This is a genomic window from Acinetobacter sp. MYb191 (genome assembly GCF_037572605.1).
GTDB lineage: Bacteria > Pseudomonadota > Gammaproteobacteria > Pseudomonadales > Moraxellaceae > Acinetobacter > Acinetobacter johnsonii.
Genome location: NZ_JBBGZP010000016.1, coordinates 105,474 through 117,645, shown reverse-complemented (window position 1 = coordinate 117,645; position 12,172 = coordinate 105,474). Strand labels below are relative to the sequence as shown.

14 protein-coding genes, 1 tRNA gene and 1 pseudogene are annotated in these 12,172 nt (G+C 36.8%); 6 read left to right on the top strand and 10 right to left on the bottom strand.

The genetic code is table 11. The features are described from left to right. Nucleotides 1-349: 349 nt before the first annotated feature. The 5 genes from WH214_RS11835 to WH214_RS11815 all read right to left on the bottom strand — a co-directional run bounded on the left by WH214_RS11835 (nt 350) and on the right by WH214_RS11815 (nt 3,086). Nucleotides 350-826: a hypothetical protein gene (locus WH214_RS11835; RefSeq protein WP_339420883.1), complete on the bottom strand. Its 477-nt coding sequence runs from the start codon at nt 824-826 to the stop codon at nt 350-352. A 10-nt stretch (nt 827-836) separates the two neighbouring features. Next, complete coding sequence (locus WH214_RS11830; protein WP_339422929.1) at nt 837-1,268, bottom strand: hypothetical protein; 432 nt, start codon at nt 1,266-1,268, stop codon at nt 837-839. A 160-nt stretch (nt 1,269-1,428) separates the two neighbouring features. Then, entirely contained in the window at nt 1,429-2,352 is a 924-nt protein-coding gene (locus WH214_RS11825) for a helix-turn-helix domain-containing protein (RefSeq protein ID WP_339420885.1), read from the bottom strand. Between the two features lie 11 nt (nt 2,353-2,363). Beyond that, nucleotides 2,364-2,813: a phage regulatory CII family protein gene (locus tag WH214_RS11820; protein WP_339420887.1), complete on the bottom strand. Its 450-nt coding sequence runs from the start codon at nt 2,811-2,813 to the stop codon at nt 2,364-2,366. A 33-nt stretch (nt 2,814-2,846) separates the two neighbouring features. Continuing rightward, the gene (locus WH214_RS11815; protein WP_339420889.1) at nt 2,847-3,086 is read right to left on the bottom strand and encodes a Cro/CI family transcriptional regulator; all 240 of its coding nucleotides are present in this window, start codon (nt 3,084-3,086) and stop codon (nt 2,847-2,849) included. Between the two features lie 108 nt (nt 3,087-3,194). Between WH214_RS11815 and WH214_RS11810 the strand changes: the two are divergent. Beyond that, nucleotides 3,195-3,422: pseudogene (locus tag WH214_RS11810) on the top strand (helix-turn-helix domain-containing protein); the annotation flags it as partial. Between the two features lie 322 nt (nt 3,423-3,744). Here the strand turns inward: WH214_RS11810 and WH214_RS11805 are convergent. Genes WH214_RS11805 through WH214_RS11790 form a run of 4 tightly spaced genes read right to left on the bottom strand, consistent with a single transcriptional unit; the run spans nt 3,745 to nt 8,333 of the window. Next, nucleotides 3,745-4,782, bottom strand: coding sequence for a hypothetical protein (locus WH214_RS11805; protein WP_339420891.1), 1,038 nt, complete (start codon nt 4,780-4,782; stop codon nt 3,745-3,747). A 6-nt stretch (nt 4,783-4,788) separates the two neighbouring features. Then, the gene (locus WH214_RS11800) at nt 4,789-5,850 is read right to left on the bottom strand and encodes a DUF262 domain-containing protein (protein WP_339420893.1); all 1,062 of its coding nucleotides are present in this window, start codon (nt 5,848-5,850) and stop codon (nt 4,789-4,791) included. Nucleotides 5,851-5,870: 20 nt separating this feature from the next. After that, nucleotides 5,871-6,842: a BsuBI/PstI family type II restriction endonuclease gene (locus WH214_RS11795; RefSeq protein WP_339420895.1), complete on the bottom strand. Its 972-nt coding sequence runs from the start codon at nt 6,840-6,842 to the stop codon at nt 5,871-5,873. Nucleotides 6,843-6,848: 6 nt separating this feature from the next. Then, nucleotides 6,849-8,333 carry an Eco57I restriction-modification methylase domain-containing protein gene (locus WH214_RS11790; RefSeq protein WP_339420897.1) on the bottom strand — a complete coding sequence of 495 codons (1,485 nt, stop codon included), beginning with the start codon at nt 8,331-8,333 and terminating at the stop codon, nt 6,849-6,851. A gap of 271 nt (nt 8,334-8,604) precedes the next feature. Here WH214_RS11790 and WH214_RS11785 point away from each other — a divergent pair, with 271 nt between their 5' ends. From WH214_RS11785 to WH214_RS11765, 5 genes are all read left to right on the top strand, one after another. Beyond that, nucleotides 8,605-8,790, top strand: a complete 186-nt coding sequence (locus WH214_RS11785; protein ID WP_339420899.1) for a hypothetical protein — start codon at nt 8,605-8,607, stop codon at nt 8,788-8,790. Between the two features lie 3 nt (nt 8,791-8,793). Further along, on the top strand, nt 8,794-9,126 hold the full coding sequence (locus WH214_RS11780; protein ID WP_339420901.1) for a hypothetical protein: 333 nt from the start codon (nt 8,794-8,796) through the stop codon (nt 9,124-9,126). Beyond that, nucleotides 9,116-9,382 (top strand): hypothetical protein, encoded by a 267-nt coding sequence (locus WH214_RS11775; RefSeq protein WP_110974749.1) that lies wholly within the window; start codon nt 9,116-9,118, stop codon nt 9,380-9,382. The genes WH214_RS11780 and WH214_RS11775 overlap by 11 nt, the downstream gene beginning before the upstream one ends. A 1-nt stretch (nt 9,383) precedes the next feature. Next, nucleotides 9,384-10,526: a tyrosine-type recombinase/integrase gene (locus WH214_RS11770; protein WP_339420903.1), complete on the top strand. Its 1,143-nt coding sequence runs from the start codon at nt 9,384-9,386 to the stop codon at nt 10,524-10,526. 149 nt (nt 10,527-10,675) lie between these two features. Then, nucleotides 10,676-11,692 (top strand): SEL1-like repeat protein, encoded by a 1,017-nt coding sequence (locus WH214_RS11765; protein ID WP_339420905.1) that lies wholly within the window; start codon nt 10,676-10,678, stop codon nt 11,690-11,692. 398 nt (nt 11,693-12,090) lie between these two features. Here the strand turns inward: WH214_RS11765 and WH214_RS11760 are convergent. Next, nucleotides 12,091-12,167, bottom strand: a tRNA-Val gene (locus tag WH214_RS11760). Nucleotides 12,168-12,172: the final 5 nt, after the last annotated feature.

The following is a 12,172-nucleotide window of genomic DNA, read 5'->3' as shown; positions in this document are numbered from 1 at the left end:
TATGTAAGTTTAGATTAATACAAAATTTAAAATCCCACATTGCCTATTTCTAAGCATACCAATAGTTAAATTAATAACTTTAGAATATATTCAACCGTAAATTCTGAATCATATTGGGTCTTTATAATTTTAAATAACTCACCAAACATACGCTGATATTCTTCAGCTATATCATTGGCTTACTCTATCCTTTATGTCACATGGGTAACAATGAGTAAAAGTCTTTCATTTTCATTTATTGAGCATTAAAAAAGCCCATCAAATGATGAGCTTAATTTTCTTAAATGACGTTTAAGTACAAAATTCGTCAAGTTATCACGAATATGCCATATCCTGTGTACACACGCAATTACTTTTGAAGTAAATCTGATTTTAAATTTGGATATCTACCAGTTATAAATGCTAAAGCACATTTCATATCTTGGCGTATTTGAATAGTTGATGTTTCATACATCTCAGCAACTTCACGCAGTTTCTTATTCTCTACACAAATCTGCCAAACAGCATCCATCCATTCTTGCAATGGTTCACTATCAATTTGACGGATATCCAAGACAATGCGCTGAAATGCACGTGCTTCATTATCTGTGATTTGACACACCACACCTTTTCTTAAGCGTTGCTCTCGAAAGCCTTCATCACTCATATATTTAGCAATAAGCTCTTCACGCTGATGTTGAGTGAGCTTACGTGTTGGTAGTGATTTATACACCAGCTTCTTTGTCTCAGTATCGCCATTCATCCACGCACCAAATTGACGAAACCAGTCCTCAGTACTGAACTTAGTCCAATCCATCGCTTGCATAATCGTTACTGCTGCACTCATCCTCTTTCCCTCAAAACTTCGCAATTCGTTGAAACACCAACATGGCTGCATCGCGTGCATGTTCATTGGTACGACCTTTCCAACCTGTCATACGGAAAAAGTCCGTGGCTTTCTTTTTAGTGGCATTGGCTGCAGGATGGATCATCTTGTACAGATAGCCTTGTTCCTTACACCAGTCCTCCCATATTTGGCCATCACGTTTGACCGATCCAACGCCCTGTGCCTTTTCACGACCACCGGTAAACCAAGTACGTTGCCGAGCATCTTCGATATATAAGCAGACGTTTTGGGCACCCCATGTTTGTACCGAGTCATTAACTTTGGTCATAGCTTGAGTGATAGATAAACTCTCGACCTGTTCTAGCTCTCCACCCTTGCCACGGTCTGCTGCAACAGCAAAACCTGTCTTCACCCCTGTATCAATTCCAATCATGATTTTCATGCGTACATCGTCCCCAATTCGTTTTTGTTGTTCATAAATATTGCGTTGACCCCACCGACATATCCGCACCATCCAAAGCGTTCTTTCCAGTAATACCAACGTCCGTTGATGCATTTCCAAAATGTTCCATCGGTTTCGATGTGTGTTGCGCCGTGTGGAATCATGCTGCCCCCTGCAAACTGCCAGTGAAGCCCACTTGCTTGAGGTATGGTTCCCATTTCTTCGCTTGGGCTGGGTTCATGAGTTTGATAGCAATGCGTGATGCCAGTTGTTCGTATGAATCACCCGGTGCGCTTTGCTTGCTCGCAAACTCTGGGTGATGGGCAAGTTTTTGTGCAAACGTCGAGATCTGTTTGTCAGTGAGCTGCTTCGGTTCTGCTGCAGGTGTTTTGCCGTATCCCGTTTTGGTTTCTTGGGAATACTTGGTTCGGTATGCATGCAGCAGCCAATCAGCAAAGTAGAAATTCAGAAGTTCATCGCAAATGGTTTTGTCTTGGTTGTAAATTTCAAAGGCGCGTTTTTCTCGTTCCACCCATTTCGCTGTCATGAGGGTCTCTGGTTCGATGCTGTCATCGGCCAAAGTAATTTCTTCACGAAGTTTTTTTGAGCAAAGCCAGTCTTTTTTATTTTTAGATTCTATTGGAAGATTCCTTGGGAGATTCTGTGTCCCAATTTCGGTACTGGTCTCGGTACCGTTTTTGGGACTGGTACTTGTTCCGTTTTCGGTACTAGTACCAATATTGGAACCTGTACCTAAATTGGAACTAGTCCCGTTTTTACCACTAGTCCCTTTTTTGGTACTGGTTGGATGATCTTCCCGACCGACCACGCCCAGCAGTTGATAGACTTTTACGCCGTTGCCAACGATCTTCCCTGTATATTTAATCAGGGCTTTTTTCTCTAGGTCGTCTAAAACTTTGATGATGGTTTTGCGGTTCATTTTAGTGTCTTTAACCATACGCATAATGCTTGGGTAGCATTTGTGGTCTTCCCCTGCGCGGTCTGCCAGTGAAAGTAATATGAGGCGTTGTGTAGAACTGTCTACATCCGCTCTCCAAGCCCAAATCGTTGCATCTAAACTCATATGGGTTACCTCTATTTGTCGTCTACGCACTGGTGTATTTGTGCATCCAGTTCGGCCAGTATTTCGTGTAGTCGGTGAATGACCTTAGACATGTCTATGGCTTCTCCGCGTGTGATGCGTCCGTCTGCCATCATTTCTTTAAATAGCGTGTAGACGTTTCCGCCTTTCATCCCAAAGCTCAGCACTAAGTCTGTGAGTGCTGTATCTCTGCATTCGGGTATGTCAGGCAGATTGATTGCGACTTTGCCGTGCTGGGCATTGAGGCTTTGCAGTATTCGGTAGTCGTTGGTTAGCGCCATCAGCTTGGTTGCTTCTACTAGCGTCAAGTGATGGGTGTCTGTATTTGGATTGACTTTGCTATTGAGCACGGCGGGACTTTTGATACCCATTCGGGGTGCAAGTGCATTTGCTCCACCTTTGTAGTCGTGCACGGTGTGATAAGCAGCATCTAATATGTTCATAACGGCTTCCTTTGAACGTGTTTATTAGATGGCTTACCTAATAATATTACTAGCTCTGGTCGGTTCTCTTAATTCAATCCAAATATCAACATATGTAACTGGAAAGATTTCTTTACGAGTACTAATTCCATTTTCTTCGGCAATTACAGCCAAACGAATTTTTCGGTCAGTAGGAATCGCCTTCCAACCACTAACTGAAGAAGGCTTTATTCCCAATAAACGAGCAACGGCATTACATCCACCCAAAGCTTCAATGAGTTGGTTATCTGTCATATCAAGCTCCTAATTTTCTAAACCAATTATTAGGTATTCCTTATTTTAAATCAATAGGAATACCTAATTTAATTCATGTTAGGATTACCTAACTATTTGGATCAGATTATGAAAACATTAGCTGAACGTCTCAGATATGCAATGGAAATTTTACCGCCTAAAAAAATAAAGGGGGTAGATCTTGCTCGTGCAGTTGGTGTTAAACCCCCATCAGTAAGTGATTGGCTTAGTGGTAAATCGAAAACTATGGAAGGGGAAAATTTATTAAGAGTAGCAAAATATTTAAATGTAAATCCTGTTTGGCTTGCAACAGGTAAAGACGATGTTAATTCAAATAATATCTTACTTAAATGTCAATCTGAGAACCTAAAATCATCATCACGTAGTCAATCACTTGAGAAACTAATAAATACACTTGATGAGTTAGAGCAAAAAAATTCTTTAAATCCTGAAACTATTGAAGTATTGCTAAGCATAGCCTTAATTCTAAGTCAAAATAAATCTAAATCGTAATTTATAAATATTTCATGAGAGCACTACAATCAATAAAAAAGCCTCCAAAAAACGAATAAATGGCGGCCTTTAATTTTTTACATTAATTTAGATGAAGTTATATTTTTTACTTTAATCTAAAAATCCACAATCAAACAAAATACTATCAACCCATTGATTTCGAATTTATAAATTCAAAAGTTAGATAATTAGCTCCTTTTGCATTCATACACTTAGTTACTATTTTTTCATCTAAATCAAAATCATCCAAATCATCAATAAAAATTTTATTCCTTTGAGTTTTTTGAATGTATTTTAAAAGCTTTGAATCTTTCTCCTCCAAAAGTAGAGTCAATATAATATGATATATATCAACATTACGAGGCATGACTTCCACCTCAGAAATATAATCCTTAAGGATTTTATTTAAATATTCTCCATGAGATATTCCATTTTCAGCTTTAGGATCATTTGAAATTTTAAGTATTTTAAAAACATTTTCAATTAATCTTTTTTTGTCTTTTGGTAAAGAGTCTTCTTGCCAATAGGTAGAAATCACATCAAAAATTTCTTTCAAATAATCAAATTCTATATGACTTTTCTGAATTTTTTCTGTATTTTCTAGCATTTGGGTAACATTATGAATTGTCAATTCTGCATTTTCTAATAGAGCTCTAGTTTGATAAGCAATTCTGGATGCTCCCCAATCTAAAAAATCTCCTTTATATATTAAATCATGAGTCGCAATTCCCCAAGCATGTTGTAGAAAAGTTTTTATTTGAACTTCAAACTCCAACCCTTCAAATTTATGATATTTTTCTTGTAAATGCTCAGGAATTTTAAGAGAACAATATAATCTTAGATCATCAAAAGAAAAATCATATGGTTGCAAGTGGGTAGAACCATCTAATTTTGGTTTTCTACGATTAATAGTCAAAAAACTCTCAATAGCTTGAATAGCTAAATTAATACTAGCGTAGTTCTCTACAACAAGTGTACATGCAAAAAAATCTTCTAAAATAAACTCTTTATGATTTCCACTCTCTAACTTTAAGCAGAAGGACTCTTCTGCTTTTAACCTTGACAAATAATGCCAACTCTTTTTTTTATGCTCTAGCATCCTCACATCTACTAATTTTCCTAACTCAGAAAATAATGCTAAATTTATTTCATATAATGATCTAATATTTCTTGATATTTTCATAGAAAATTAGCCCAAGTAACCGCTTAAGGCTTCTAGGCGGCCTCTCCTTTGATTAAGCTCTGTACTTGCACCTGTACTATTATCTTGATAGGACTTGATAAAGTTTATTTTATCATTATTGATATCACCTGAATTATCCTTTTGAACTTTTTCCATGAACTCGAGATATTGCTCAGAAAAATCAATCACATTTAAACTATCAAAATCTTTATTAATTAAATAATTCCAAATTGTATAAAAATTATTATTCGTAAAATATAATTTAATACAACCATTATGATTATTCACTTTAAATATAAAATCCCTAATTTTCGAAAATAATATAGAGAAGTCATCTTCACTGAAAACAATATTATTTTCCTCGAGAGAGCTTAAATCATCATAAAGAGCATAATATTCATCAATTTGATCTTGACTAAATCCTTGCGTATTTTTAGATATGGTCATAATCATTAGTTCAGAAATGAATTGAGTATCCATCATTCGCTTATTACGAGAAACACTTGATACTCCAAGGGAGTTCCAAACATCTCTAATTTCACCGATATTAGTCTGATCTTCTGAGAATTTATTAAACCATCCTGAATATTTAGCGTGCCTTAGCTCTTGAGAATTAAGTTTCTTAGAGTTTCTATTTAGTCGATCAAAGATATCATTAACAATAACAGTATCATCATCATTGAAATCTAATTGTTCTACAGAGAAACTATAATCCCAAAAATCAGCTCTGATTTTAGAGTCACTAATATCCATCCAACGCTTATTATCTAAACGATCATTACTATAGCTATCATCTAATCTAATTTTATTACTAATAAACTCAAATATAGTTAAAAGTCTTTGTTTTCCATCTATAACATTGTAGATAGCTTTACCATTTTCATCCGTGTTTTTATGCAAAAAAATTGGAGGACATGGATAGTTATTTAATACGGTATTTAAAAAATATTTTCTATCTTTTGAAGTCCACACACTTCTTCTTTGATATGGTGGTTCTAGATTTAGAAGATTTCTGTTGTAGAGATCATAAAACCAGGATAGATCTTGCGCATTTATCTTTCTATTCATACTCATTTTCCTTTAATAAATTAATTATGTGGCCCCAAAAACCTATCGCCATTGAAATGAATCATATGATCAGGATTATCTGCAATCCAAACTTCAGTCTCCCATGCAATATCAGCTGCATTTTTTCTAAACTCTGCTCTATGCGGAAATGCTGTTACATATACTTTTCCAACTATACAAGTCGATAACGCAGCCTCTAATTCCAACCATCTTTTTGGTGAGACTGGACCATGACTAGTAACAGCTTCAATTAAGAATAACCATTTTCTTTTATTATCATATACGACTACGTCGGGTAATTTATCATGAGACATAGGAGGAACTCCTAATTCTGCTAATCTTGCGGTTTCCAAAATCATGAGTTTACCACCCTCGGCTCGACTACTAGCAGTATCTCCAATATAAAGAACCTCTCCACCCTCACCTATAAATCTTGGACAAAATTCATGAACTATATCAGCATGAAGTTGATTATGTTTTCCTGGCGAGAGTTTGATTTCTATTCCATTAGGTAATTTAATTGGAATTTTTTCTTTATCTAAAACCTTGCTATATAAGACTTGTAAGTTTGGTAAATCCTTTTGGTATTCCTTAATTTTTTCTTGCCAATCACCATTAGGATATACATTCAAAATATCTAAAATGGATTCATTTAGTGAGTAGTTATTATCTTTACTATTTGTAGCTCTAGTCGGATCATCTCGATTCCGATCAACAATTCGAGCCTGTTCAAATTGATGTAAAGTTTGACGTCGAATGGTTTCACGAGAATTAGGTTTATAATCTTGACCATAAAATTGTCGGATGAACTGCATAATTTCAACAGTAGGTAGAAGCGGTGCCTTAGCTTGTGCCCAATCATCTTCTGGCCTCAAAGAAGCTAATGCCAGAAATACCCAAGCAGATCTATTATTATATTGAGCAGGCGGTAAACCTAAAGCTTCTAATAATGCCTTTGTTTGCTCTAATTTTTGTGCACCGCTATTTTCCATATCGTTTTAGGCCTTCAAAATATCTCTGATTACTTTATCTATTGTTTCTTGTGTAGGGTTCAGATTGCCTGTTTCCAAGAATACAGCACCTAATTGATTTATCACTTCTCGATTTGGCATTTTAATTAACCGAATCTCAGTAGCATTTACTTGGGTATTTCCAGATAAGCATCTAAAATATCGATCAAGTAATGTCGAGTTAAAGAATACAGCTACACCGAAAATTTCAGCTACTGTAAGGTGCTCTGCTTTATGGCCAATATAATTAACATGATTTTCTAAAGCCATGTACTGTGAGTTATCTTTAGGTATGTATACCCCACCTACAAGTCTTCTTTTTTCATCTTTAGAGCTAAATCTTTTAAGTAAAAAATAGTTTTGGTTAATAATTAAATGCTTTTCAGACCCAGCTTTTAACTTAAAAGTTTCATCTTTTTTGTGGTCACCATTCCAGATAGCTTCAATACATTTAATATTGTGCATTCTCCATAGTGGAATAGTTGGCACAGGTTCTTCACAAACTATATATTCTTGTGTTCTATGCTCTACTACAGGACCAGTAGAAATAAAATACCTATTATCTTCAAAACTTGAAGGAAGATTTTCAATAAAATTGATTATTTTTGCATCTTCTCTGTCAGCAGGTATCCGTATTATTTGCTGCTCATTAGAGTAATCAATAATCATCTCCGAAGAATAGCTTTCAAAATTTAAATGATCAAAGTCTTCATATCCTTCCGAAGAGGATATTTGTATTTGTTCTTGTTGGTGAGTCTTTATGTAGCTACAGATAATATTTTCTTGTAATACGGAAAGCTCTTTAAAGAGCTGATTACGTGAATGAAAAATGTGTAGTCGATTTAGATTTAAATTTTTATTTAAATAATGACGAAAACCTTTAAAATACAAACCATTAGTAAAACTTCTTGGTACAATTGCAATCAATTGTCCATTAGGCTTTAAAGATGCACTGGCAATTCCCATGAAAGAAGCATATATATTAGGATTTCCTTTAAATAAATTAGAGGTAGCATCTGCATACGGAGAAGTTTTGGAGTTATATTTAAAGTACGGCGGATTGATAATGGCTAAATCAAAACTCGGATCCAACATGTCAGGTCCAGACAATACAAAATCATGAGTAAGAATCTCATAGCTAAAGGAAGCCTGTTCCTCTATAAATAAAGCCTCGAGTTCTTTTAAGTTTTTTTCTAAATGAGTGAGGAGCTCCAAATCAATTTCATATACAACAACATGAACTTTCTTAACCCCTATTTCTAATAATTTTAGTGATGCAGCAATCGCTAAAATACCAAAACCACCACCCGCATCTAAAATTTTTACTTCTTCCTGCAATGAATTACTTATTACTAAAGATGCCATAAATTTTGCAATAGCACTTCCAGTAAAATATTGTCCCAATTCTTTACGACTTGCCTCTGATTTTTCAAGCAAGTATTCAGTTTGAGCAATCGCAATAATATCAAGCATGAATTAAACATTTTTCTAAAAAAGAGATGTTAGGTTATATAAAACATAAAAGCAATTAAGACTAAGCTTAGTTGAAGTACAACTACACGAATTCCAGAAATTATTCTTGATGCCATAAAATTTATCTTTTGTTCAACTCGATATAAAATCCAAAAAATTAGGTAAACCTATTGACTATTTAATTAGGCATACCTAATATTGAACTTACAGACAATAAAAAGCCCCGTGCTCTTGGCGGATGAACGGGGCTTTGGATTAAAGCGAGATAAGTATGAAACAAAAGCCTATATCTAGTCAAACGACGCCTATCCTTTTCCAACATCCTGCAACTGCGGAATTACGCCCTGCACTTCGCTCTATCATTTGGGTGAACGTACGTGACTTTGCCCTTTTCCTTGGCCTAGCTTTTATATGCTGGTTAGTCATTACTGCAATTTTAATGTTAGTTGGAGGGTAAGACATGGAAGTTAAAGAAGTCCGAACTCACCATATTCCTGCTCAAACAGGTATTGATCCAATTGATCTTTTTATTGTTTGGTATGGTGAACATAAGTCACAAATTACGATTAGATGCTGGGATAGTGCTTGGACTGGATATCGCGGCAGTCATTGGACAGAAAAAGCTGAAAATCATTTAATTGAATGTATTGATGAAGGTATGACAGACCACTTAGTTCAATTATTTTCGAGAACACGTAGCCCTAGAGAAACAAAGTGGCTAACTCAAATTTTGGGAAGCATTCATAAGTATTTAAAAGAACTTGATAAGGAGGAAACTCCAAATGGCCGCTAATATCCAACGCCTCAAGCTCAGCGTATTTGCTGAACGCTATTGGCAAGATGAAGAATCCCGTCCATGCCGCGACACACTAGTGAGCCATATAAAACGTGGCTGGCTCAGTGGTAAAAAAATTGGTAAACAATGGTATGTCGAATGTACCAGTTGGGGTGCGCCGTTGTTCTATACAGATGAAGTGCCTAAGGTCGAGCTTAAGTCTCCACCTAAAACAGGTAACTCCATTGCAGACCGAATTTTAGCGGAGATTTAATATGGCTCCTCGAGGTCGCAAGTCGGGGAACTTGGACTTACCTCCCCATGTCGAAGTCGACAAAAAGCCCAATGGCACTATGTACTTCCGCTACCTTCTACCGAACGGACAGCGTAAGTCACTCGGTAAAGACCGTAATGAAGCTATTAAGGCAGCTCAGGCACTGAACACCGTGCTTGAGCGTAACCCAGACATTGTGTCTAAAATTCTATCTTCAGTAGAAAAAGCACATAAGCAAAGTAATATTCCAAACTTTGGCCAAGCATTGGATGAATATGAAAAGCTGCATTTACCCAAGAAGAAACTTGCCAAAAACACCTTGGTGAATGTCACGGCGAACATTGGTAAATATCAGGATATGTGGGGGCAGTTCTATTGCACCGACATTACCCTACTTATGATTTCTGAATACCTGAAACAGCAGACCGACTTTCAGGCAGAAAAGCACCGTTCACAGCTTATCGACATTTGGAAATACTTTGTGGCCAACGGCTGGGCACCTGAAAATATTGCAGAGAAAACCTTAAAGCCAATACGACCAGAAAAAGTCAGAACGCGACACTCCAACGAATCGCTTGAAATTGTAAAAGCTGTTTGTCCGCCTTGGTTAAAACTGGCGATTGATCTGGCATTACATTCTATTCAACGGCGTGCCGATCTGGTGGTGATGGAACGTTCAAGCATTAACATTAAAGACAACACCATGACCGTACTACAGCATAAATCGCTGAATTACGACAAGCCCGTGTTTATTGAAGTGGATATGCATCCTGAGCTACGAGAAGTCGTATTGCAATGTATAGAGCATTCTATGCGACTACGTTGCCCTTACCTGATTGCAACGCGACCAGACCGTATTAACGAGCAAATCCGTAATGCGAAACTGCATCCTTTTGCTGTAACGGAGGATCATATTACCAAGCAGTTTAAAAAGTATCGGGACTTGTCAGGCGCGTATGATCATTTGGAACCAAACCAACGACCATCGTTACATGACTTACGCGCTTTGGGTATTTATAACATTACACAGAAGTATGGGAAAAAGTACGCACAAGCACTGGCAGGACATGCAACTGTGAAGATGACCGACCACTATTTAGAAGGACATGAAGCACCTAAACCAGAGCGGATTAGCTACCGTTAGTCTTGCCAATAAAGCTGATGCTTCCATTTCATGGATCATCAGCTTTTGATTTCATATAAGCGCCAATATCTTAAATATAGATTCTTTACCAGTTTTAAGTAATATTGGATAAACTCATCCAGCTCTCATTTTTTATAAGATTTATTAATATGAATTACCAAAAAAATATTTTTTTATTCTTAATATTAGCATTTTCATTTAGTTATTCATTCGCTCAAGTTCCTAATTTTGACAAAACACTAGCATCAGCGGCTCAAGGGAATCCATCTGCACAAAGAATCCTTGGGCTAATGTATGTCAACGGTCAGGGCGTACAGAAAGATGATGCCAAAGCGGTTGCATGGTTTTTAAAAGCAGCAGCTCAAGGGGATGTAGATGCGCAATTTAACCTTGGGGGAATGTATGCTAATGGTCAGGGCGTAAAAAAAGATGATACAAAACTGGTTGAATGGTATAGCAAGGCAGCTGCTCAAGGATATGCACCAGCGCAAAATAATCTTGGAGGAATGTATGAGTACGGTCGAGGTGTACAGAAAGACGATGTCAAAGCATTTGAATGGTATAGCAAGGCAGCCGCTCAAGGCGATCCATCTGCGCAATTTAACCTTGGGGAAATGTATGAGTATGGTCGAGGTGTACAAAAAGATGATGTCAAAGCATTTGAATGGTATAGCAAGGCAGCCGCTCAAGGAGATGTAGATGCGCAATTTAACCTTGCGGTAATGTATCTCAATGGTCAGGGTGTACAGAAAGATGATGTCAAAGCATTTGAATGGTATAGCAAGGCAGCCGCTCAAGGAGATCTATCTGCGCAAAGAGCCCTTGGGCTAATGTATCTCAATGGTCGAGGTGTACAGAAAGATAATGTCAAAGCATTTGAATGGTATAGCAAGGCAGCAGCTCAGGGTGATCCATCTGCGCAAAATAACCTTGGGCTAATGTATGAGTACGGTCGAGGTATACAGAAAGATGATACCAAAGCAGTTGAATGGTATTTTAAAGCGGCAAATAATGGTAACGCAACGGCTCAGTTCAATATTGGTCAAAGTTACTTAAATGGGAGTAATGGGTTATCGAAGAATCGAGTAGAGGCATTAAACTGGCTTAGAAAATCAGCAAATAATGGACATGTCCAAGCTAAGTTAATACTTGCTGAACTTCAGTAATTTTAATTTTTCCTAAAATTAACATAATACGCGCCATACGTAATTCAATTTTTTATTTCATATAATTCAATGTATTAAATGACTTGAAAATCCCAATTCAGATGTATTGGGATTTTTTAATAGTTTATCGTGTTCCACGATTATTTATTAAACAATGTTCCATGGTTTTGTGTAGTCACATTTAACCCTAAAACAGAAAAAAGTGTCCAGATGAAATAAGAATAGATGTCCATGTTGTTATTGATTTAGCTACCGTTAGTCATCGTTTTTAAGTTTAAATGAACGAGTTTTCCACATTGGGGAATTACGCCATACCCCGAAAATACCCCGAATATTCCCCGAAAACAAAAAGCCCACTTTTTAAGTGGGCTTTAATGTGTTGATATATCAACGAATTTTGGTAGGTATATCCAGACTCGAACTGGAGACCTCTACGATGTCAACGTAGCGCTCTAACCAACTGAGCTATACACCTGAAGT